The organism is uncultured Campylobacter sp. (assembly GCF_947255105.1).
In the GTDB taxonomy this organism is placed as follows: domain Bacteria; phylum Campylobacterota; class Campylobacteria; order Campylobacterales; family Campylobacteraceae; genus Campylobacter_B.
In genome coordinates, this window is record NZ_CAMYFP010000004.1 from 99,322 (window position 1) to 121,968 (window position 22,647).

The following is a 22,647-nucleotide window of genomic DNA, read 5'->3' on the forward strand; positions in this document are numbered from 1 at the left end:
TTTATAAATCAAATTTAATCATCTCTCTTCTAACTCGAGTGCAAGTTTTTTAGTAGCGCCAAGATCTGTTTTGCCACTTCCTAAAGTTGGAATGCTCTCTACCAAATGTATCTTTGATGGTCTCATGATAGGTGGAAGTTGGCTTTTATCTAGTAGGTCATTAAGCTCTATTTTATCCTTGTTTCCAACATAAAAAAGCACTATACTCTCGCCTTTTTTCTCATCAGGCACATTTGTGATAGCAATAATCTCATCTTGATCTAAAAGCTCATTGATTTTGCTCTCTATCAAACCAAGACTTATCATCTCACCACCAACCTTTGCAAAGCGTGAAACTCTATCTGTGATAAACAAAAAGCCATCTTTATCTATATAACCTATATCGCCTGTTTTATAGTAGGTAACACCATCAATATTAACCAAGACTTTAGCCGTTCTTTTTTCATCTTTGTAGTATCCCTTCATAACTTGCGCGCCGCCTATTAGTATAAGTCCCTCTTCGCCAGTTTTTAGCTCTTCTAAGCTCTCTTCATCGACAATTTTTACTATGGTAAAAGGAAGCGGCAAGCCAACACTTCCAAGTTTTGAAAAGACTAACTCTTTGTAGTTGTCAGGCTCTAATATGTTTGGCGTATTTACGCTAATTACAGGTGTTGTCTCAGTGGTGCCATAGCCCTCATAGATATCTACTCCAAACTTCATCTTAAACTCGGTTCTTACATTTAAATTTAGCTTTTCAGCGCCAGAGATGGCTACACGAATATTACTAAACATAAGTGAGTTTACCTTTCTGTTTTTTGTATAAAGTCTATAAAAAGTAGAGGTTCCAAACATCACTGTTGCTCTATGTTTTGCACTCATCAAACCTACCATATAACCATCTGTTGGATCTGGCACATGCACGCTTTTAATCCCTGTTGAAAGTGGCAAATAGGCAGAAACTGTTAGCCCAAAGCAGTGGAAGGTCGGCAAGTTGGCAAGTATGACCTCTTTGTCATCGCTATTTAAAAGGGTGTAAATTTGAAGTATATTTGCCATGATGTTTTTGTGAGTTAGTATAACGCCCTTTGGCAAGCTCTCACTTCCACTACTAAAGAGTATGCAAGCCTCATCATTTATGCTAGTTTTTTCAAAATAAAGAGCTTTAATGAGCGCCTTTGGAAAAAAGAGCGCCTTTAAAAATGCCATTTTTCTATCGTTTTTTGTAACTGTGGCGCCAATGTCTTCTAGATAGATAAACTTCTCGCCTATACTTCGCTCAAGATAAAAGCCTCTATCTTTTAGCTTTTCTACAAATTTCTTAGAGCTAATGACCTTTTTTATACCAGCCATCTCAACGCAATTTATGAGATTTTCTTCGCTTAAGGTGTAGTTCAAATTTACGCCAACTCTGCCCTTTATAAGCACCAAAAGATTCATAGCGCTTCCCATAACAGAGCTTGGCAAAAGCAATCCTATATTTTTGTCGCCACCAAGATCTATCTTTTTCAAAAAGACAAGCATAAGTGTTAGAAACTTGATACCATTTAGCTCAAGTCCTGTTGTGTCGGCTATTAAATTTCTAAATGGATTTCTCTTAACTGTTTTTAGCCAGTTGTATTGCAATGGAGCTGTATTTCTTAGCTCCTCTTCAAAGGCAAAAAATGAGAGGGCAACTACCTCTTTTTTGACATCTTTAGCAGTTGCGCTATCGCTCATAGCCTTTCCAAAATTAACTCCGATTTGGCGACGTGTATAAAAGACACTTTTGCTTTTGGTATTGGCTCTTGAAAATGTAGAGCCCCAAAGCCCACTTATATAAAATGGCACAACAAAAGCTCCACTATCCTTTAGGCTAACTTCAAAACCTTCCATAAACTCATCTACTTGGCCATTGTAGCTAAGATGACCCTCTGGAAAGAGTGCTACAACTTCGCCATTTTGTAGATACTCTCTTATTTTCTTAACTCCTGTTTTGCTAGCGTCATCGTCGATAGGAATAGTTTTAAACCACTTTAAAAACCACTTTAAATACCAAAGTGAGTAGTAACTTCTATGCATTGCAAACTTTATAGGACGTGGGCAGGCTATCTGAAGCACTAGCCAATCAATAAAACTCACATGATTGCCAAGTAGAAGCACTCCGCCCCTTAGAGGAATATTTTGCACGCCATCAACATAGACCTTGTAGCCAAGCTTTATAAATGGAAGAGTAAGAACTCTTGCAAAAAGGTGTGGCAACAGCTTAATACCATAAAAGCCACAGACAAAGACGCAAATCGCAGCTATGATAAAAATCGCTCTTGTGCTTATGTCAAAGCTCGCGCATAATAGAGCAAAGAGCAAAAAGGCCACCATAAAGAGATTTTGTATAAAGTTGCTACTAGCAATAACTCGCCCCATAATGGACTCTTTAGAGAAAAATTGGATATTTGCCTCAAGTGGCACGACAAAAATGCCACCCGCAAAACCAAACAAAAATGCCGCCAACATCATAGAAAAGATAGAGCTAGAAAGTGCAACAATCAAAAGTGCAAGTCCCAAACCAATGGCTCCAAATGGAGTTAGTCCAACTTCAATGTGATTTTTAGAGAGATTGCCAGCAAAGAGTGAGCCAAGCACAATGCCAACTGCTGTAAGTGCGGTTATAAGCTGTATAACCACAACATTGTCACTTAACTCAATCATCTTATAGTGAGCTGGAAAAACAACTATGCAAAGTAGCGAGATACCCCAAAAAATAGCTAGTCCAACTATGGATAGCAAGACTACATTTTCCTGCTTTGCAAAGGAGATATTTTCTTTGAAGTAGTCAAATTTAAAGTATCTATTTTTGTCAAATTTGCTATCAATCGCAGCTGCGTTGTAAATAGGAAGTAAAAAAGAGAGTAGAACTTGCAAAAAAGCAAGTGCAAATAAAATAGCGCCTATTATCCAAACTGCTTGTAAATTTGAAACAATATCGCTGCCTATGTAGTATTGCTCAAATACAGTAGAGAAGAAAAATGAGCTAATTAAAATGGCAATTATCGTTAATGCTTGAACTATACCATTTGCCATACCTAAATTTTTTGCTCCAACTATGCGCCTAATAAGTCCATATTTGGCCGGTGAGTAGATGGCACTTTGTATGCCAAGAAGCAAAGTTGTAGCAAATGCTACGTAAAACCATCCTCTTATGTAAAAGATTGTTATAAAAAATATAAAAATCATCTGAAGCACAGAGCAATATCGTGTAATTTTCGTCCTTGAAAACCTATCGTTTAGATATCCACTTGTGCTAAAAAGTCCAATATAGGGCAAAATAATCAACAAATTTACCAAAGCTGTTAAGAAAAGTAACTTTGGTCCATCAAAGCTTTTTATAAGTAAGTTTTGGATTGTTATTTTGTGTCCGATATCGACGACAACATTCAAAAACATTATTGCTACAAAAATTGCAAATGGTCTAATGTTTAGTAGTGATTTCATAGTGTTACTTTTTGTGATATTTGAGTTTTGAAGTAGGTGAAATTTAGATCTAATAATTTCTCTTTCATAGCGATCCCTCTCTTTTAGTCTTAAAACTTTATCTAAAAATTGCTTAAATTCATATAATTTAATAACTCTTACAACACCCTTTTTAATGGACTTTCACTTAAATTTAGAGTCAAATTTAAGTGAAAGTCGCCACTATTTAAAGTGGCTAAATAAAATTAAACTACTTTTAAAGACTAGCTATCATCCACCTCATCACTAAAGTCTGCTGCTGCAACTCTTTTTAACTGTCTATATCTAAACTTAGCATCTTGCCTGTTTTTTAAGAAAAGCTCTTTTGCGTGGTCAGGATTGAATTTCTTAAGCGAATTATATCTTACCTCATTTAACAAAAACTCCTCATAAAGTCCCCAGTCTGGCTCTTTTGAAGTTATTTTTAGTGGATTTTGACCTTTGGCTAAAAGTGCTGGGTTATAAGTATAAGTTGGCCAATATCCGCACTTTGTAGCAAGCGCTGCTTGATCTATCGAGCTTGCAAGTCCGCCCTTAATACCATGAGATATGCAAGGTGAGTAGGCAATTATTAAACTTGGGCCATCATAAGCTTCAGCTTCAACTATTGCTTTTATAGTGTTTGCTTGTGAGGCATTTGAGTTAATTTGCGCTATGAAAATATTGCCATAAGTCATCATCATATAGCCAAGATCTTTGTTTTTAACAGGCTTACCAGAGGCTGTAAATTGCGCTATAGAGCCACTTCTTGAAGCTTTTGAGCTTTGTCCGCCAGTGTTTGAATAAACCTCTGTATCAAGCACCAACATATTTATATTTTCACCACTTGCAAGAACGTGATCAAGTCCGCCAAAACCGATATCATACGCCCAGCCATCACCACCTATGATCCATTGTGATCTCTTTGGTAGATACTCTTTTAAAAGCAATAACTCTTTTGCATAGTCTAAATTTTGATATTTTAAAAGCAAAGATGAGAGCTTTTGGGCTATCTGTTTTGACTTGGCAAAATCATTTTTCTCTATAAGCCACTCATTAAAAAGCTCTTTTAGCTCATTAGGCGCCTCTTCAATGTTATTTTTCATGATATTTTCAACTCTTGCTTGGATAGTTTTGTTGGCTATAAACATTCCAAATCCAAACTCTGCATTGTCTTCAAAAAGAGAGTTTGCCCACGCAACTCCTCTACCATTGCTATCTTTTGTATATGGAGTAGATGGTGCTGAACCACCATATATAGAGCTACAGCCAGTGGCATTTGCAACTATCATATGATCGCCAAATAGTCTAGTAATAAGAGTGATATAGGGCGTCTCACCGCACCCTGGACATGCTGCATGAAACTCAAAGTATGGCTTGGCAAATCCAACACCCTTGACGCTCTCTTTGTTTATAAGCTCTGATTTATAGCCGACTTCATTGAAAAGATAGTTGGCATTTTCTTGCTCGCCCTCATCTAACTGCTCTTGCAGTGGGACCATTATAAGGGACTTTTCTTTACTAGGACAAATTTGCTCACAAAGCCTACAGCCTGTGCAATCAAGCGGACTTACTTGGATTTTATACTTAAGTCCCTTTAGCTCTCTTCCTTTTGCCTCAAGCGTTCTTTCTTTGAGTGTTGCTGGAGAATCTTTCTCATCATCACTATCTAGCAAAAATGACCTAATCACCGCATGCGGACAGACAAAGACACATTGGTTGCACTGAATACAGTTTTCTTTGATCCACTTTGGAACAACTACGCTAACTCCGCGCTTTTCAAACTTGGTAGTACCTGGCTCAAAACTTCCATCTTCATAGCCTAAAAAGGCAGAAACAGGCAATTCATCGCCCCTTGCGCTATCTATTGGCTTGACAATATTTTCTATAAATTTTTGCTCTTTTTGACTACTATAAAATTTGGAGTCAAATTTATCATCACAGAGCGGCTCATCGCTTAAATTTAGCCACTCTTTTTTGACATCAACCTTTATAAGACGATCTGCCCCCTCATCTATGGCTCTATAGTTCATCTGGACTATAGCATCGCCCTTTTTTGCATAACTTTGTTTAGCAAACTCTTTCATATAAACCTTTGCCTCATCAAAAGGGATAATGTTTGCAAGCTTAAAGAAAGCCGACTGCATGATGGTGTTGGTTCTATTGCCAAGACCAATATCATAGGCTAGTTTAGTGGCGTTGATGATATAAAACTCTATATTGCGGCTTGCCAATATCTTTTTTACACTATTTGGAAGCCTTTTTACAGTCTCTTCTTCATCCCAAATGGAATTAAGCAAAAAGACTCCATTTTCTCTAATGCCACCAATTACATCATAAATATCAAGATAGGCAGCAACAGAACAGGCGACAAAGTGAGGAGTTGATACTAGATATGTTGAACGGATAGGCTTTTTTCCAAACCTTAAATGACTTCTTGTATAGCCACCGGATTTTTTGGAGTCATATGCAAAGTAGGCTTGCGCATAAAGAGAGGTTTTATCGCCGATGATTTTTATTGAGTTTTTATTTGCACCAACAGTTCCATCTGCACCAAGTCCATAAAAGAGGCACTCAATATCGCCCTCATTTCCCAAAGATAGGCGCTTTTTTAAAGGTAAAGAGCTATTTGTTACATCATCTACTATACCAATGGTAAAGTGATCTTTTGGATTGTTTTGCTCTAAGTTTTCAAAAATTGAGATGATTTGAGATGGATCAACATCTTTGGAGCTAAGCCCATATCGCCCACCTACTATTACCACCTGCTCTCTTTTTTCAAAAAGAGCTGTTTTGATATCAAGATAGAGTGGCTCGCCGATACTTCCAGGCTCTTTTGTGCGGTCAAGCACAGCTATTTTTTTGACACTTTCTGGAAGAACTTTAAGAAGATGTTTTACACTAAAAGGTCTGTAGAGCTTCACCTTTATAAGTCCAACTTTTTTGCCCTGTAAATTTAAAAAATCCACAACCTCTTCTATAGTTTGATTGACTGAACCCATAGCAATGATAATATCGCTTGCCTCTTTGTCCCCATAATAGACAAATGGTTTGTAAATTCTACCCGTTATCTTAGAGATCTCATCTAAATAGCGCTCTACAATATCAGGAAGAGCGTCATAATAGCGGTTAGAAAGCTCTCTAGTTTGAAAGTAGATATCATCGTTTTGTGCTGTGCCTCTTGTCTTTGGATTGGCTGGATTTAGTGAGTTGTTTCTAAACTCATTAAGTGCTTCTTTATCTAGCAATCTTTCAAAGTGGCTATAGTCCATAACTTCGACCTTTTGAATCTCATGGCTTGTCCTAAAACCATCAAAAAAGTGCAAAAATGGCACTCTGCCCTTGATAGCGCTAAGATGAGCAACGCCACCAATATCCATAATCTCTTGAACACTATCACTTGCCAATATAGCAAAGCCAGTCTGCCTGCAAGCATAGATATCTTGATGATCTCCAAAGATAGAGAGGGCCTGGGCGGCGATACTTCTAGCTGCTACATGTATCACTCCAGGAAGTAGCTGACCAGCGATCTTATACATATTTGGGATTTTTAGCAAAAGACCCTGTGAAGCTGTGTAGGTAGTAGTAAGTGCACCGGCTTGAAGTGAGCCATGAACAACACCTGCCGCGCCACCTTCACTTTGCATCTCAACAACTTTTACAGGCATTCCAAAAATATTTTTCTTGCCTTTGCTCGCCCAAACATCTGTATAGTCAGCCATCGGAGAGCTTGGAGTTATAGGATAAATTCCTGCAACTTCTGTAAAGGCATATGAAACATAGGCTGCCGCCTCATTGCCATCCATGGTTTTCATTGTTTTTAGTCTCATCTTTTCTCCTCAATCAAAAGCTTTTAACTATTATAATTAAAAAACATTATTATAAAAATAATGCACTTTAAAAAGAGAATTTTTTAAAAATAAATTGTAATTTTGTGATATTTGGTAAAGTATTTATAAATTTAAAGAGTCAGTTTCAGTTTTTTAATAAAATCAACCGCCTCTTTTACATCATCAAAGAGATAGTCGCTCTCTTTTGCAAGCTCATCTTTATCGCCATATCCACACCTAACGCCAATGGCAACAACTCCTGCTGCCTTTGCTGCAAGCATATCAAGCTTTGTATCACCCACCATAAAGGCATTTTTGGTTGATTTATTTAAAAGAGAGAGCGCTTTTAGAATGGGTTCTGGATGGGGCTTTAGATATGTTGTATCGCCTCTTCCTACGATGACAGTTAGCTTATCACTAAGATTTGCTTTTTGCATAATTGGTCTTGATGAACTTGCCGCCTTTGTAGTAACAACTGCAATATCTGCAAAGCTAGAAGCCTCTAAAACAGCCTCTTTTGCTCCACTAAAAAAGTAGGTATTGTCAAGATAGGAGCTTTTATAGCGCAAAGAGTAGCTCTCAATCATCGCCTCAACATCTTTTGCTTTTAGTTTTTTAAACATATCTTTAAGCTCATATCCAATAAGCGCCCTTATCTCATCTTCTTTTGGCAAAGGGAGATTAAATTTGTTGTAAGCAAAGTAAAAGGCGTCTAAAATAGTCTCTGCCGAATCAAGCAACGTTCCGTCAAGATCAAAAAGAATTGTAGGTTTTTGGCTCATAGTAAAAAAGAGTTATTTTTGAAATTTAAGCTCAACACGTCTATTTTCTATGCGCCCTTTTTTGCTATTGTTGCTAGCAATAGGAATGTTTTGTCCAAAACCCATAGTTGCAATTCTCTCTTTAGCGATACCTTGCTCTACCAAAACAGCTGCAACGGCATCTGCTCTTTTTTTGGAGATATTTAGGTTATAAGTTGGCTTACCTGTATTGTCAGTGTGACCCTCAACAACTACTTTGTAGTTGGGATTTTCTTTTAGATAGTTGCTAATCTTTTCGATCTCTAGCCGCTCTTTTGGACTTATTCTTGTGCTATTTTTCTTAAAAATCAATCCAAGCCTAACTATCTTTTCGCAGCCAAACTCATCTACTACAGCTCCCTTTGGACTGTCTGGGCAAAGATCAAGACTATCAACAACCCCATCTTTATCACTATCTACGAATTTGAGATTTTTTCTTGAGATATCTAGCATAGAAGTTTTGTGTCTTTTGCCATAATCTAGCGACAAACCAAATGTATATAAAAAGAGATTTTGCCTCTCTTCAACAGTTATGGCATGTCTTGCCTCCAATCTTGCGGCAAAATTTCTAGTAATATAGAGTTTCATACCCAAGCCATACTGACCAAAACCGGTGCTATCGCCATATTGCAAGCCTCTATTTGTGAGTGATTTGGCACCGCTTTTAACATCAATATAACCACCACCAAGAAGACCATAAATTTTAAATCGCTCTTTAAAATCGACTATATTTTTGATTAAATTTATCTGATAGAGATGGAGCTTGCTCTTTGCATCGCTCTCTTTTAGCTTTAAATTTATATAGTCATAGCCAAATTCAAACTGATCAACCACACCGGTTGCTGTATTTTTGGCAATCTTTCCACCATAAAAGAGAGTTCCTTGCTTTATATCTTTCTTTGGGCTAGCAGAGACACCACCAACTGTTGGTGTAAATTCCCAATGATAGTAGCTCTCATCGCCAAAAAGTAACGCTGATAGCAACAAAGCTAATACAAAAACTCTCTTTTTCATTTTCCACCCTTTTAAAAAATTATCTCTTAGAGAATTGTGGGCTCTTTCTTGCCTTCTTTCTACCAAATTTCTTTCGCTCAACAACTCTACTATCCCTAGTTAAGAGTCCTTGCGGTTTTAAAAGTGCTCTAAAGTCACTATCAAGTTGTGAAAGTGCTCTTGAGATTCCATGTCTTAAAGCTTCTGCTTGTGCATTGAAGCCGCCACCAAATGTAGTAGAGACAACGTCCATTAAGCTCTCTTGTTTGGTTACCAATAGTGGTTGGACAACTTTTAGTTTTGCTGCCTCGTGACCGCCTAACCATGAGTTTAGATCTTTACCATTTACTACGATCTTGCCACTTCCTGGCTTCAACCATACCTTAGCTACTGCTCTTTTTCTTTTACCTGTTGCATAAACTATAGAAGCCATTATTTATTTCCTTTTTGTGTATTGGTTTGAGCGGTGTGAGGATGTTCACTTCCCTCATATACTTTTAATTTTTTAATCATCTCTTTTCCAAGCTTTGTCTTTGGAAGCATTCCTCTAACTGCAAGTCTATAAAGTTTTACTGGATTGTCTTTTAAAAGATCTTCAAATTTCTCACTTTTTACGCTTCCAAAATAGCCTGAATGTCTATGATATAGTTTGTCGCTACCTTTGTTTGCCCCTGTATAAATTGCCTTTGAAGCATTTATAACAACTACATAGTCGCCACAATCTACATTTGGTGTATAGCAAGGTTTGTGTTTTCCTCTTAGTAAAGTAGCGATTTGAGTTAGCATTCTACCAAAGATTTTATCGGTAGCATCGATAACTACCCAGTCACGCTCTACTTGGCTGGATTTTATACTTTTTGTCATGTTATGCCTTCTTTTTGAAATAAATTTAATAAGTTGTTATTGTAATGAAGTTATACTTATAGATAGCTTAATTTAAGTATATTTTAAACTAAATTTATCCTTACCTCATCTTCTAAAAGTCGTATGATGTAGGCTTTTATTATTTTGTCTTTATAAAACGAGGCTAAAACCTCTTTATAGAAGCTAACTTGCTCTTGATTGGCCTCTACAAAGCCAAGTCCGCTCTTATAATCAACAACAATAACTTCACTCTCCTTTACAAGAAGTAGATCTAGTCTTATAAACTTGCCGCCTACCTTGATAGAGCGCTCTTTGTAAATTTCAGAGCCACTTAAAAGCTCTTTAAATTTCACGTTATCACAAAGCGAAAAAACTCGCCTCTTTATATCGGCAAAGTCATCCTCTTGCAAAAATTTACCATATCTGCTTTTGCTCTTTTGCACCGCTTTTTCTATGAGATCTTTTGTAAAATCTCCACTCATTTGCAAGGTGTAGTGAAGCGCAATACCATAGTTTATGGCGTGAATATTGCTATCTAGTGGCTCCTCTTTGAGATCTTTTATCTTCTGTCTTTCAACCTTTGCTAACTCAATCTTCTTTTGAGCTCCACCCTCTTCTTTGCTGCTTATAATATCTTTCAAAACCATACCAAACTCAAAATCCTCCAGCTCTAAAAGCGCCTCTTTGTCCTTTTTGAACGAAAGAAGTGAGCTGCTGTTGTCTGACTTTAGTATGATGAGTGACTTTTTGGCCCTTGTAAAGCCAACATATAGGATATTTAAAAGCTCTTCTCTATTAAGCAGCGCAATCTTTTCCGAAAGTTCTTTGTAGCTGTTATCTACAAATTCTCTACCAGAAACTCTAAGCTTTATCTCCCAGCCATTTTGGCTATCATACTCATAGATAAACTCGTTAAAATCGGCTGTATCTCTTGAGTTTTTGTCACAAATTATGACATGGTTATACTCAAGCCCCTTTGACTTGTGAAATGTCAAGAGATTGATACCCTTTTCTTTGCTTTCATCTTTTTTGACCGCGATTTTGGAAAAGGCAAGCTCGCTTATATCTTTATACTCAGAAGCAATCTCTATAAGTTTTAAAACATTGCTATCCTCAAGCCCAATACCAAGCTGCTCTCTGATGTAGTTGATGTTTTCCATCGTGCTTTTTTTCTTATCAAGAGTGATAAATTTATGAGTTTTGCCAGTAATTCGCTTAAGGCTCTCTTTGTAAATTTCCTCTTTTGTAACTAAATATCTTGCATACTCTAAAATCGCAAAAACCAAAGGATGACAAACTAAAAGCTCACTACTTTCTGAGTTAAATGGGATTTTTTTCTCTTTTAAAAGTACTGATAGTTCATCTATCTCTTTGTTTTTCCAACAAAGTATCGCTATTTGCTCTGGGCTTGCGCCATTTTCTAAAAGAAACTCTACCTTTGCAACAGCCTCTTTTAAGAGATTTTCTTTGGCATTTTCTACCTCTTGAATCTTTATATAGCCATACTCATCACCCTCTACATTGAAGTAGGGATTGGTTTTGGACTCTTTTAAAAGTGCCCTATTTTTCTCTATATCCTCTTGTAAAGTATCCTTAAAATCTTTATTTTGCGGGATTTTTTGAATGGTGTAGCCATCTATTTTGTCTTTAAAAACAGCATTTACAAAGCTTACAATCGCCTTATAGCTTCTATAGTTGTAGTCAAGATTTTTCTTCTCTATCTGCTTATACTCATTTGCCAATATGTTAAAAAGCTCTTTTTTACCATCACGAAAACGATAAATGCTCTGCTTTATATCGCCAACATAAAAAAAGCTACCAACACCTTTTTGTCCATATCCAGCCAAAATCTCACTAATTAGCGGCTTTAAAATTTGATATTGCTTTACGCTCGTATCTTGAAACTCGTCTATTAGGATGTGATTTATCCTGCTATCTAACCTAAAATAGATGGTATTAATGACCTCTTCATCGCTTAAGAGGTTGAAAACTAATGTTGAAAGATCTCCAAAAGTTAGAGTGTTTAGCCTTGAGTAGATGTTGGATTTCGCCCTTTTGTAGAGATCTAAAACTTTGCTTAGTTTGTAGAGCTTATACTCTTCAAGCTCGTTAAAATATCTTCTTAGCTCCTCTTTTATCTCGCCAACTAGCGAATCTATCGAACGATCAACTTCATAAATCTTTTTAAATGTTGAGTAGTTTAGTGTCTCTCTTTGTATAAAAGGCCTACCAAGTAGCTCTTTTGGACTTTGCTTTAGCTCATCTATTAGCTTTGATGCTTGATTGATAGTCTTAGAAAGGTCTGAAATGGCGGTTTTTGTAGTGGCTTGCGATAGCTCTATCTCCAAATTTGAAATGCTATTTTTTAAAAAACCCTCTAGCTTTTTTAAACTTCTGTTTAAATGCTCCAAATTTGGGTATGGCGAACTTTTTTTCGTAAAGTTCATTTGACTATAAAAATACTCAAGCGTTATTAAAAATCTATCCAAATTTGTATCAAAATAGAGATATTCAACAACCTCATCAAGAGCCTCTCTGTCCTTTTCAAGCTCCTTTTGAAACTCTCTTTTTACAATATCACTCAAGTCATCAACAGTTAAAAAGTTGGAATTTATCCCAAATTTAAGTGCAAAAGAGCGAAGTATCAAAGAGAAAAAGGCATCAAAGGTAAATATCTTAATCTCTGAGTTTAAAAATCTCTTTAAATTTTCATCTCTTAGCTTGATGAGAGGATTGGTTTTTTGGTTGGATAGTTTGGCTTTGTCGATATTTAGCGCCTTTGCTAACTCTAGCTGCTCTGCCTCTTTGTCTTGTAAATTTAAAAAAGTATCTATTATGCGCTCTTTCATCTGCGCTGTTGCTTTTCTAGTAAAGGTCAAGGCCAAAATTTCAGAGCTATTTGCACCGCTTAAAAAAAGTTCGATATATCTAACTGCGATGGCAAAGGTCTTTCCACTTCCTGCACTTGCCTCAAGCGCCAAAAATCTATCTTTCATCTTAACTTTCCTGCTTACAGATATTTTTGTAGCCGCAATATTGGCAAGTTGTGGTGTTGGTGGTTGGGGCAAACTCAAACTCTTTGCCTGAAATTTGTTTCAACTCATCAATTGCTACTTTTAAATCCTCCAAGCTCTTGGAACTGCCGATAAATTTGGCACTCTTTAAAGATAGATATGCTACTTTTACATCTTTTAACCCACAAATTGCTTGGTAAAATGGAAGTTGTAAAGAGCTAGAATTGCCATCGCCAAGCTTGTAGTCGATGATAAAAAACTCATCGCCTCTTTTGTCAATCCTATCAATACGTCCCTTTAGAGCAACTCCTTCAAATAAAACTGACTCTATATTTTGCTCAACTGCATAGACACTCCAACCATCATCATGGTGAAGTTTTAAAATAGATGCCAAATCTTTACTTTTCTTAAGGATAAGCTCTATCTCAAGCAAAGGGAGCTTGTCTTTTGCCAAAGAGCTAAAGAGCTCTTTAAATTTATCAAAGTCAAAACTATTTTTGTTAAATTTATAGCTCTCTTCAAATGCTTTATGCAAAATTAATCCCGCATTCATTGAACTAAGAGAGATAGTTTTGGCGGGCGAGAGATTTTTTATGTAGCAGTAGGCATACTTTTTTGGGCAGTCACTAAAACACTTCAGTCTGCTAAAAGAGAGTGGCTCTTTAAAAAAATCATGAGCTATTATAAACTCGCTACTATCATCATAAACTCTAGCTTTCAAACTGCCCTTAAATAGCTCTAAATAGTCATTTATAGAGTAATTTTTATCATCTATCGTATCTAGACTAAGCAAAAATCTTGATGGAATTAAACCATCTTCTGTGTGATAGGAGATGGCTGTTACTTTGGAGTTTAAAATGGCACTTTGATAGTAAAATCTTTGCAACTCCTCTCTATCAAGCCTACCAATTAGCCCTGCATGTTGCCTTACAGAGCTATTTATAAACATATCGTTTATCTCTCTTTTTGGAACGAGATTGTCGCAAAAATCAACTATGATAAGGTGGCTAAATTTCATACCTCTACTCTCCAAAAGTCCGATAACACTAACCTTTCCGCCACCTACGTGATCTATCTTTATCCTCCCTATCTTCAAAAGCAAAATCTCAATCAGATCGGCTAGCTTAAACTTATATCTCTTAGATAAAAGCTCAATTTCATAAAGCTCTTGTTTTAGCTCTTTTAGATAGTTGGTATTTGAAGTTTGGATAAGCAAAGAGTTTATAATCTCATAAAACTTCTCATAATCGCACTCTTTGTTATAAAGCTCTCTTATCATCTCTACAAATTTGCAATCTAGCTCTATGTTGTTTAAAAAAACATCTTCTAGCCTATATTCATCAGCCTCTTTAAAATAATCTTTTTTTATCTCTATATCAAGCTCTTGATCTATGCTCTCCTTAATACAAAGCAGCACTCTTGCAAAAAGAGCCGAGCTTAGCGGAATACCCATGGCAAAATTTAGCATATTGGCGCTATCTAGCTCCTTCAAAAGAGTGGCAAAACTCTCATCTGGCAAGATAACTGCTATATTTGTAGGATCAACGCCATCTTTTATAAAGGTAGAGATCTTTTCAAAAACATAAAAGGCCTGCATTGCTCTTTTTGGGAATTGTTTAAGGTAGATAAGTGGTTTTTGGCTTTTTTGGCTCTCTATCTCTACTATCTCTTTTGTCTTTAAATTTAGCCTGTAATTTAGTCCAATTTGTAGAGTTTTTGTAACTCCAAAATCTAATAAGTTTTTTAAAAGAAGATGATTTAGTTCAAAATTTAACTCGATCTTGCAAAACTTTGCCACCTCTTTTAGAAGCAATATCTCAAATTTCGTCAAAACTCCATCAACTGTAAAGCAAATTTGACTAAACTGCTCTAAAAACTCACTATTTATCTCAAATTCATCGCAAATCGTAATCTCATCATAAAAGCCATTTTTTTTAAGAAGCGCCTTGTAGTTAGTCAAAAGCTCCTCTAAAATATCTAGGTGTTCATCATAATTTGCATAAGTATCGCTTAGCCTAAGATCATCTATCCTAACTCTCATATAACCAAGCTCTTTAAAAAACGAAAAAAGATAATGGCTGTTTTTTAAAAAGGCGTAAAAAGTGGTTGGAATGTTTAGATAGGCAGAGTTTATGCGAGTCTGCTTGATAGCCTCTTGCATAAAGATAATTCTACTTATCTCATCACACTCTTTTAGGTTTTTGTGATAGAGGAGAGTTTTAAAAAACTCGCCAATAGTCATAAGCTCTGGAATAAAACCATCGCTAAAAAGTTCTCTTTGTGCCCTTATCTTTCTACTGTTTGAAAAGACTAAAAGTCTCATCAATCATTGCCTACAAAAAACTCAAATTTAAAAAATCCAACATTGCCATCAGAATCAGTTAGCTTTAAGATGAGTTGATATCTTCCAACTTTTGTTAAGTTTATAGGATCTACCTTAAGAGTGCCATCTTTTATCGTGGCTGGTGGTCTTTGATCAAACTCACTGCTATATGGAGTAGTTATCAAAAGCTCTTTGTTTGTGATAGTTTTGTCGCCAAAAGAGTTGATTTTTAGCTCAAGATTGATACTTTTTTTGTTGGAGAATGAATTTTCCAAAAGCTTCAACTTAAAATTCTCATCAAATTTCTGTTGAGAGAGCTGAATCTGGTTATAATTTTTATCTACATTTCCATAACTATCTAGATAAAAATCATCCATATAAACTGGATAGTTTAGCGACACTATCACCGTTGCTATACAAGCAATTGCTATTGCTATTATGGATAGCAATATAGCATAGGGCCAAAATGTCTTTTTCTGCTCTTTTTCTTGCTTGCTCATCTCTTACCTCTAAATTTAAAATAAACTGCCGCAACTATAACCAAAACAATAGTGCCATAAAAGATAAATCTAATGACATTTATGAAGTTTCTATTGGTATTGCCTACGCTATGTTCCAAAGTAATGCCCTTATTTTTGGCTATCTGCTCAGCCATATCAGCATATCCATTGAAAATAGCGGCGCTATAGACATTTGCTCCGCCCTTTTTTGAAGTTAAAATTGGAAGAATTGTCCCTTTGCTTGGCATTGGGCTAAGAACTTGCTCTTTGTCAAAATAGTGAAAATTGTCTGATGTGTAGATATCTATCTGCTTGTCCTCTTTAGATATCATTACAAATGCATACTCTCTGTTTTTTAGCATATTGCGATATTTTTTAGCAGCTTGATATAAAAACTCTCCATTTTGTAATTTCTCAATAGCTACAACACCCAAAAAAACAGCACTTTTATCATAAAGCTCATTTCCTATAAGCTCTATCTCATTGACCGCTTTTTCATTTAAAACAGATTGATTTTCTAGGATGATTTTTTCACCAAATAAAAATGAGAATGACAAAAGAGTGCCAAAAATGGCACTCATGATTATTTTTTTCAAAATAACTAACCTATAAATAGGTTGTTTTGAGTAAGAACTGACCATGCACATACTATAGCACTAATAATTAATCCAATTAATATTGACTTTTCTAATATATTTCCCATAATAACTCTCCTACTCTTTTATAACCATAGTCTTTTTTGCAACATCCATATTTGATTTCATATGAACATCCTGAGGATTTTGCAAAGTATATGGTTTATCTGCAACCTCTTGTTGAACTTTTATTCCCCAAATAGTAAGCCCCACTAAGATAGAAAGCAGCAAAACTGTAGCTATAAGCATACCTGTTACGCCATGTAGTCCAAATACATTTCTATTTTGATTTTCCATAGCTTCCCCCTTTCTACTTATTTATTGATTTGATGTAATAACCAAGCGCTCTTTTTTGGATATCTGAGATTCTTCCATCTGTATAACTAGGCATCTCTCCGATATTTCCAGCCTTTCCTCTATTTAAAACATCAACTACAAAATCAGGAGAACCATATTTTGTAAGATCTGGTGCCATTCCGTCCATACCTTTGCCATCTTCTCCATGGCATGCAGAACAGACCAAAAATAGCTCTTTGCCCTTCTCTACTAGATCAGGACGTGATGTCTTTTTAATAGCGGAAATCTCTTGTGCGACATATGCAGCAACAGCTGGTGCATCACTCTTATCTACAAGCTCTGCTGTCATCTCACCCAATGGATATCCTAAACCACGTGATCCCTTGTTAATACTATCAATCAATCCTTGCTCTGTTCCCCACACTGTAAGGTCAGCAGCTTTGCCATTGATACCTCTAGCATTGATTCCGTGGCAAATAAAACACTCAACCAAATATAAACCTTCACCCATATCTGTTAGAGTTTGCTCTGTTGGGTTAGCAAATTTGGCCTCAAATTTCTCATTATATACCTTTACCTCATCGTTATACTCGCCGATTTGTGAATAAGAATTTAGCGGATAACCAACTAAATAATACCAAATTGCCCAAACTATCATAGCAACAAAGCATATACTCCAACCTATAGGAAGTGGATTTCTTCCCTCACCTATACCGTCCCAACTATCCTCAAACTCTTTGCTTTGGGCTGATTGTTTCTCTTTCATCTGTTTGAGGTAGATTCCTACTACATAAAAGGTAACTACAAACAGCGCAATAGCAGCTAAGATGGTTAGCAGGTTAATATGGTCTTGCAAATTTAAAAATTTCATTTTTCAAGCTCCTTTTTAGCATCTTCATCTCTTTTAGGATATGGATATCTTGGCTCTATAGGCTCATCATCAATACTATCATCCAACGCTAGATTGCCATATTTTTCATAATCTCTATAGCCCTCTTTTTCAGATCGCTTTAGGTGAAACCAATATGCATACAAAACCATGGTCAAAAATATAACTAATACAATAAAAGCCACGCCTTGTATCATTCTAATAGTATCCACATCCATAAATTTGTCCTTATTTTAAGCTATTTAAATATGCGATTAACGCAACTATCTGTCTAACTTCGCCTCTTTTAAAGGCCTCTTTGACATCTTCATCTTTCATCTGACTAACAACCTTGCCAGCTTCGCTCATCATCTGTTTTTCTGCCTCTTCCCAAGTGCCAAGTGCTGGCATACCTGGTTTGTCATATGGAACGTTGAAGGCTTTTTTAACAGTTAGTGCCTCAGCATAAGCAGTTTTTAAATCAGCATTTTTATCAAATAAGTGCTTATATCCTGGCATAATACTACCTTGTACAGTGCCTTTAGGATCTAGCATATGGTGTTCGTGCCAATCTGTAGTTTTGGTTTTGCCAACTCTCATAAGATCTGGACCGGTTCTCTTTGAACCCCATAAGAATGGTCTATCATAAGCAAATTCACCACTTTTTGAATAAGCACCATATCTGTCAGTTTCTGACTTAAATGGTCTAATCAACTGTGAGTGACATGCATTACAGCTGTTGGCTATATAAACTTGTCGTCCTGCAAGCTCTAAAGCAGTGTAAGGTTTTCTACCCTCTATTGGTCTTGCGCTATTGGCAAAGTCTGGTAAAATCTCAACAATACCTGCATAGGCAATTACAACAAATACCGCTACTGCGAAAAAGAATGGATTGTTTTCTAACCATCTAAACATAATAACCCCCTTACCTTAAGCTGCCATCGGTGATGCATTTGCTGGTTCTGCATCGATAGCTTTGCTTGAAGCGGCTGATTTATATAAGTTATAAGCAAACATAAAGAAACCTATAAGATATAAAAGACCGCCGATTGCTCTAATCCAGAAGAATGGAATAAGTGCTAAAACAGTATCATTAAATGAATATGCCAAAACTCCAAACTCATCTACTGCTCTCCACATCATACCTTGAGTAATACCTGCAATCCACATTGATGAGAAAAATAGCACTATACCTGTAGTTTGAATCCAAAATTGTGCTTCCATAAGTTTTTTAGAATATAGTTCACGTTTGAATATTCTTGGTGCCATATGATACATTGCAGCAATTGTCATAAATCCAACCCATCCCAAAGTACCATCGTGAACGTGTCCTGGAATCCAATCTGTAAAGTGTGCCAAAGCATTTACTGATTTGATTGAAAGGATTGGTCCCTCTAGTGTTGAGAACATATAGAATGTGCTTGCTAGTATCATAAATTTGATTAGAGGATTTTCTCTTAGTTGATTCCACTCGCCTCTCATAGTAAGTAGGATGTTGATTCCTGAACCCCATGAAGGTAGAATAAGAACAACTGAGAAGACTGATCCCATTGTTTGCATCCAGTCAGGCACTGTAGAGTAGATCAAGTGGTGTCCGCCTGCCCACAAATACAAAAACATTAAGCCCCAAAATGAAAATAATGACAACTTATATGAAAATACTGGTTGGCCACTCTCTTTTGGTAAAAAGTAATAAACTTGTGCAATGATAGCAACTGTAAAGACAAATGCAACAGCATTGTGTCCAAACCACCACTGTACTAATGCGTCATTGGTTCCTGCATACATTGAAACTGATTTCATCCAATCGCCCATACCTGAGAGGATTGTAGTAGGAACAGACATATTGTTGAAAAGATAGAGCATTGCAACACCCAAAAATGCTGCTATGTAGTACCAAACTGAGATATAAAGAGTTTTTTCTCTTCTAATTCCTATAAGTCCAAAGATATTTACACCCCAAAGAACCCAAACAACAACAACTAAAAGATCCAAAGGCCACTCAAGCTCTGAATACTCTTTTGACTGAGTATAACCCATAAGCAAGGTAACAACAGCTAAAAGAATTAGTATGAAGTAGAGCCAAAAATGCAGTCTTGATAAAACTGTAAGAAATTTAGACTCGCTGATGGAGACTTTTAAAACTCTTTGTCCAACATAATACCAGGTTGAAAAGATACCTGATAGCATAAACCCATAAACCACTCCATTGGTATGTAGCGGTCTAAGACGACCATAAAGTCCATATTCACCTGCAATATAGTTTAGATCAGGATATGCAAGTTGGAATGCTATAAGTGTTCCAACACCCATACCGATGATACCAAACAGTACCGTAGTGTACATAAACCACTTGGCGACTGTATAGTCATAGCTTAACGCATTACTAGGTCGCATCGAAACCTCCTATTTAAAATAATTAAACAATTTGTTAATAAAAACAATGTAATTATATTGTTTCAAAACTAGATTTTAGCTTAATTTGCTTAAGAATTGTCATCAACTTTTTCCATTTTATATCCAAGCCCAGAAATATTGACAATAGTGTCCTGCCCTATCTTATCTCTTACTCTTTTGATAAAAGTTCTAATAGCAGCGTCTGTCACCTTCTCTCCAAACCAGATATTTTGCCTAATATCATCCATTGAAACAATAACCCCTATCCTACTTGTAAGCAGCGATACAAAAGCTAGCTCTTTTTTAGTAAGTGGGACCTCTTTTCCATTTTCTATAAGAACCTTTTTAACCTCACTAAAATAAAGTCCATCTCTAATCTTAATGTGATCGGCGCTATTTATCTTCTCTACCGCGATATCTTCTATTGCTTTTAAAAACTCTTCAATATCTATTGGCTTTAAAAGATATTTTGTAACACCAACATCTATAGCCTTTAGAAGCTTCTTTTTGTCGCTATATGCACTAAGCATAATTATTGGTGTTTGAGGCGAAATCTCTCTAATAGCCTTTGCCATATCCAGCCCATCAACTATTGGCATTGTGATATCTGTCACTACTAAATTTGGATTAAATTTTTTAAATTTCTTTGTCCCTTCATCGCCATTTTGAGCCACAATAACTTTATCAAAAACACCTTCAAGTGCCTCTACCATAAGTTCTCTAGTATCTTTTTCATCCTCTACAACAAGAATGGAAAGCTGTTTTAAAACATTACTCATTGCCATACTCCTTTATTATTGGTAATTTTATTATAAATGTAACGCAGTTTTTTTTATTGTCTATATCTATTTCGCCATTCATACTATCTATTATCATCTTGCTCATATAAAGTCCAAGTCCAGTTCCTATATTTTGATGTTTTGTAGTAAAATATGGCTCAAAAATTTTGTCTATTAGCTCCTTTTTAATCGCTTTGGCATTGTCACTTATGCCTATATAGACAAACTCTTTTTCGTGATTTTTTACAATCTTTGTTGAAATTTTTATAATCTTTTGGCTAACTTTATCTTTTTTTAGAGCATCTTTGGCGTTGCCTATGAGATTTATAATGACTTGCATAAGCTCACTTCTTATACCATAAACAGTAGCTTCTTCTTCTAAATTTACCTCTAGCTCGATATTTTCTTTTTGAAGTGTTGCACTAAGCATAGCGATAGAGTCCTCTATCGGCTGGCTAACCAAAAAATAGTCCTTGCCCTTATTTGAGTTGAAAAAATTGCTAAAGTCATCTATAGTTTTTGACATATTTTTGATGATGTGTTTTGACTTATCATAACTTTGCGCAAATTTATCTTCATCATCTCTTTGACTTTTTAGGTTGAAAAGGACAATGCTAAGTTCATTTAATGGCTGACGCCACTGATGAGCAATATTTGCTATCATCTCGCCCATGCTAGCAAGTCTTGACTGCCTAAACATTATGCGATTTTTCTCTTCGCTTTTTTTAACTTCGCTCTTTATACGCTTTTCTAGGGATTTGTTTAGCTCCAAAAGCTCTTTTGTCTGCTCTCTTACTCTCTTTTCAAGCTTTGCATTTAGCTCTTTTAACTCAGTTTTGATTTTGATAAGTCGCTCGTTTAGCCTTACAACTTCTGTGATATTGTGCCTAATGGCAATAAACTCTTCTATATCGCCATTTTCATCAAGAATTGGGATAATTGTGGCATTTAGGTAAAAGGCCGTGCCATCTTTTGCTCTATTTTTTACAATTCCTCTATAGACTTTTTTTGAAAGGATGGTTTCCCAAAGCTTTTTAAAGGTCTCTTTGCTAACATCTGGATGGCGAATTATGTTGTGATTGGAGCCTATTAGCTCCTCTTTGCTATAGCCACTAATTTTACAAAACTCATCATTTACAAAGGTTATAATTCCTTGTGGATCTGTCTTTGAGACAATGTTGTTTGCCTCAATTACATCTTTGTATTGTTTAAGCCTAAGTGCATCACTAACCATTTACCACCTCCCTAAAGCCTAAAAATGAGTTGTAGATACCAAAGACTATTATTAGTGCCGATGAGATAAAAAGCATAGTTTTTTGAAATTTGAAATTTAAAAAAGAGCTTACCAAAGAGATCCCAAACATCACAGGTATAGTTGCAACACCAAAGGCAAACATTATAAGAGTTGCACTAATTACACTTTTGGATAAAAATGCCGTTGCTAAAAAGGTATAAACTACTCCACAGGGCAAAAAGCCATTTAAAAATCCAAGTAGCAAAAGAGAGCGAAGTGAGTTGCTTTGAAGCGCTTTTTTTGTAGGTTTGCTAAAAAACTTAAGCCACAACTTGTCGTTTTCTATAAATTTCAAAAGATTGCCTCTTAAGATAAAAGCAGCTCCAACAAAAGCCAAAAAAAGACCAACTAAAAAATGGATAAAACCTCCAACTTTTGGACTAAAGCTAATAAACATTCCAAAAAATCCAACTAAAAATCCAAGCAAAACATAGGCAGAAACTCTTGCTAAATGATAGCCCAAAGAATAAAGAGCTGCTGTTGTTTTGTCAAAACCCGATAGCTTTGAAGAGTAGGCTATGACAAAACCGCCACACATCCCAATGCAGTGTCCAACGCTCAATAAAAATGATGATAAAACCGTTGCAACTAATAACTCGCTCATTT

At 36.0% G+C, this 22,647-nt stretch carries 19 protein-coding genes; all 19 read right to left on the bottom strand.

Going from position 1 to position 22,647, the window contains the following annotated elements:
- Positions 1 to 18: 18 nt before the first annotated feature.
- The 19 genes from Q0X52_RS03745 to Q0X52_RS03830 all read right to left on the bottom strand — a co-directional run bounded on the left by Q0X52_RS03745 (position 19) and on the right by Q0X52_RS03830 (position 22,645).
- Positions 19 to 3,450, bottom strand: a complete 3,432-nt coding sequence (locus tag Q0X52_RS03745) for an acyl-[ACP]--phospholipid O-acyltransferase (protein WP_297575041.1) — start codon at positions 3,448 to 3,450, stop codon at positions 19 to 21.
- 242 nt (positions 3,451 to 3,692) lie between these two features.
- Entirely contained in the window at positions 3,693 to 7,277 is a 3,585-nt protein-coding gene (gene nifJ / locus Q0X52_RS03750; RefSeq protein ID WP_297575043.1) for a pyruvate:ferredoxin (flavodoxin) oxidoreductase, read from the bottom strand.
- Between the two features lie 131 nt (positions 7,278 to 7,408).
- The gene (locus Q0X52_RS03755) at positions 7,409 to 8,059 is read right to left on the bottom strand and encodes an HAD family hydrolase (RefSeq protein ID WP_297575045.1); all 651 of its coding nucleotides are present in this window, start codon (positions 8,057 to 8,059) and stop codon (positions 7,409 to 7,411) included.
- A 12-nt stretch (positions 8,060 to 8,071) separates the two neighbouring features.
- Complete coding sequence (locus tag Q0X52_RS03760) at positions 8,072 to 9,091, bottom strand: OmpA family protein (RefSeq protein ID WP_297575048.1); 1,020 nt, start codon at positions 9,089 to 9,091, stop codon at positions 8,072 to 8,074.
- A gap of 19 nt (positions 9,092 to 9,110) precedes the next feature.
- Positions 9,111 to 9,503 (bottom strand): 30S ribosomal protein S9, encoded by a 393-nt coding sequence (rpsI, locus tag Q0X52_RS03765; RefSeq protein ID WP_297575051.1) that lies wholly within the window; start codon positions 9,501 to 9,503, stop codon positions 9,111 to 9,113.
- The gene (rplM, locus tag Q0X52_RS03770; protein WP_297575054.1) at positions 9,503 to 9,934 is read right to left on the bottom strand and encodes a 50S ribosomal protein L13; all 432 of its coding nucleotides are present in this window, start codon (positions 9,932 to 9,934) and stop codon (positions 9,503 to 9,505) included. Before rplM ends, rpsI begins: the two co-directional genes overlap by 1 nt.
- A gap of 83 nt (positions 9,935 to 10,017) precedes the next feature.
- Positions 10,018 to 13,008 carry a RecB-like helicase gene (locus tag Q0X52_RS03775; RefSeq protein WP_297575056.1) on the bottom strand — a complete coding sequence of 997 codons (2,991 nt, stop codon included), beginning with the start codon at positions 13,006 to 13,008 and terminating at the stop codon, positions 10,018 to 10,020.
- Entirely contained in the window at positions 12,932 to 15,271 is a 2,340-nt protein-coding gene (locus tag Q0X52_RS03780) for a PD-(D/E)XK nuclease family protein (protein WP_297575059.1), read from the bottom strand. Before Q0X52_RS03780 ends, Q0X52_RS03775 begins: the two co-directional genes overlap by 77 nt.
- The gene (locus tag Q0X52_RS03785; protein WP_297575061.1) at positions 15,271 to 15,771 is read right to left on the bottom strand and encodes a hypothetical protein; all 501 of its coding nucleotides are present in this window, start codon (positions 15,769 to 15,771) and stop codon (positions 15,271 to 15,273) included. The genes Q0X52_RS03780 and Q0X52_RS03785 overlap by 1 nt, the downstream gene beginning before the upstream one ends.
- Complete coding sequence (locus Q0X52_RS03790; protein ID WP_297575065.1) at positions 15,768 to 16,367, bottom strand: hypothetical protein; 600 nt, start codon at positions 16,365 to 16,367, stop codon at positions 15,768 to 15,770. Before Q0X52_RS03790 ends, Q0X52_RS03785 begins: the two co-directional genes overlap by 4 nt.
- Positions 16,368 to 16,372: 5 nt before the next feature.
- Positions 16,373 to 16,474 (bottom strand): hypothetical protein, encoded by a 102-nt coding sequence (locus tag Q0X52_RS07900; RefSeq protein WP_367173573.1) that lies wholly within the window; start codon positions 16,472 to 16,474, stop codon positions 16,373 to 16,375.
- A gap of 10 nt (positions 16,475 to 16,484) precedes the next feature.
- The gene (locus tag Q0X52_RS03795) at positions 16,485 to 16,703 is read right to left on the bottom strand and encodes a DUF4006 family protein (RefSeq protein ID WP_297575068.1); all 219 of its coding nucleotides are present in this window, start codon (positions 16,701 to 16,703) and stop codon (positions 16,485 to 16,487) included.
- Between the two features lie 13 nt (positions 16,704 to 16,716).
- Positions 16,717 to 17,574, bottom strand: coding sequence for a cbb3-type cytochrome c oxidase N-terminal domain-containing protein (locus Q0X52_RS03800; protein WP_297575070.1), 858 nt, complete (start codon positions 17,572 to 17,574; stop codon positions 16,717 to 16,719).
- Positions 17,571 to 17,810, bottom strand: coding sequence for a cytochrome c oxidase, cbb3-type, CcoQ subunit (locus Q0X52_RS03805; protein ID WP_297575073.1), 240 nt, complete (start codon positions 17,808 to 17,810; stop codon positions 17,571 to 17,573). Before Q0X52_RS03805 ends, Q0X52_RS03800 begins: the two co-directional genes overlap by 4 nt.
- A gap of 10 nt (positions 17,811 to 17,820) precedes the next feature.
- A complete protein-coding gene (gene ccoO, locus Q0X52_RS03810) occupies positions 17,821 to 18,486 on the bottom strand; it encodes a cytochrome-c oxidase, cbb3-type subunit II (protein ID WP_297575076.1) in 666 nt (221 codons plus the stop codon).
- A gap of 15 nt (positions 18,487 to 18,501) precedes the next feature.
- Positions 18,502 to 19,968 carry a cytochrome-c oxidase, cbb3-type subunit I gene (ccoN, locus tag Q0X52_RS03815; RefSeq protein ID WP_297575079.1) on the bottom strand — a complete coding sequence of 489 codons (1,467 nt, stop codon included), beginning with the start codon at positions 19,966 to 19,968 and terminating at the stop codon, positions 18,502 to 18,504.
- Between the two features lie 89 nt (positions 19,969 to 20,057).
- Entirely contained in the window at positions 20,058 to 20,747 is a 690-nt protein-coding gene (locus tag Q0X52_RS03820; protein ID WP_297575082.1) for a response regulator transcription factor, read from the bottom strand.
- Positions 20,740 to 21,981 (bottom strand): PAS domain S-box protein, encoded by a 1,242-nt coding sequence (locus Q0X52_RS03825; RefSeq protein WP_297575085.1) that lies wholly within the window; start codon positions 21,979 to 21,981, stop codon positions 20,740 to 20,742. Before Q0X52_RS03825 ends, Q0X52_RS03820 begins: the two co-directional genes overlap by 8 nt.
- A complete protein-coding gene (locus tag Q0X52_RS03830) occupies positions 21,974 to 22,645 on the bottom strand; it encodes a sulfite exporter TauE/SafE family protein (RefSeq protein WP_297575088.1) in 672 nt (223 codons plus the stop codon). Before Q0X52_RS03830 ends, Q0X52_RS03825 begins: the two co-directional genes overlap by 8 nt.
- Positions 22,646 to 22,647: the final 2 nt, after the last annotated feature.

What these genes read in the sequence shown, in the direction of transcription:
- rplM (WP_297575054.1), bottom strand. Translation starts at nt 9,934, where the DNA reads ATGACAAAAAGTATAAAATCCAGCCAAGTAGAGCGTGACTGGGTAGTT.
- rpsI (WP_297575051.1), bottom strand. Translation starts at nt 9,503, where the DNA reads ATGGCTTCTATAGTTTATGCAACAGGTAAAAGAAAAAGAGCAGTAGCT.
- Q0X52_RS03780 (WP_297575059.1), bottom strand. Translation starts at nt 15,271, where the DNA reads ATGAGACTTTTAGTCTTTTCAAACAGTAGAAAGATAAGGGCACAAAGA.
- ccoO (WP_297575076.1), bottom strand. Translation starts at nt 18,486, where the DNA reads ATGTTTAGATGGTTAGAAAACAATCCATTCTTTTTCGCAGTAGCGGTA.
- Q0X52_RS07900 (WP_367173573.1), bottom strand. Translation starts at nt 16,474, where the DNA reads ATGGGAAATATATTAGAAAAGTCAATATTAATTGGATTAATTATTAGT.
- Q0X52_RS03760 (WP_297575048.1), bottom strand. Translation starts at nt 9,091, where the DNA reads ATGAAAAAGAGAGTTTTTGTATTAGCTTTGTTGCTATCAGCGTTACTT.
- Q0X52_RS03785 (WP_297575061.1), bottom strand. Translation starts at nt 15,771, where the DNA reads ATGAGCAAGCAAGAAAAAGAGCAGAAAAAGACATTTTGGCCCTATGCT.
- Q0X52_RS03805 (WP_297575073.1), bottom strand. Translation starts at nt 17,810, where the DNA reads ATGGATGTGGATACTATTAGAATGATACAAGGCGTGGCTTTTATTGTA.
- nifJ (WP_297575043.1), bottom strand. Translation starts at nt 7,277, where the DNA reads ATGAGACTAAAAACAATGAAAACCATGGATGGCAATGAGGCGGCAGCC.
- ccoN (WP_297575079.1), bottom strand. Translation starts at nt 19,968, where the DNA reads ATGCGACCTAGTAATGCGTTAAGCTATGACTATACAGTCGCCAAGTGG.
- Q0X52_RS03800 (WP_297575070.1), bottom strand. Translation starts at nt 17,574, where the DNA reads ATGAAATTTTTAAATTTGCAAGACCATATTAACCTGCTAACCATCTTA.
- Q0X52_RS03830 (WP_297575088.1), bottom strand. Translation starts at nt 22,645, where the DNA reads ATGAGCGAGTTATTAGTTGCAACGGTTTTATCATCATTTTTATTGAGC.
- Q0X52_RS03755 (WP_297575045.1), bottom strand. Translation starts at nt 8,059, where the DNA reads ATGAGCCAAAAACCTACAATTCTTTTTGATCTTGACGGAACGTTGCTT.
- Q0X52_RS03795 (WP_297575068.1), bottom strand. Translation starts at nt 16,703, where the DNA reads ATGGAAAATCAAAATAGAAATGTATTTGGACTACATGGCGTAACAGGT.
- Q0X52_RS03825 (WP_297575085.1), bottom strand. Translation starts at nt 21,981, where the DNA reads ATGGTTAGTGATGCACTTAGGCTTAAACAATACAAAGATGTAATTGAG.
- Q0X52_RS03745 (WP_297575041.1), bottom strand. Translation starts at nt 3,450, where the DNA reads ATGAAATCACTACTAAACATTAGACCATTTGCAATTTTTGTAGCAATA.
- Q0X52_RS03820 (WP_297575082.1), bottom strand. Translation starts at nt 20,747, where the DNA reads ATGAGTAATGTTTTAAAACAGCTTTCCATTCTTGTTGTAGAGGATGAA.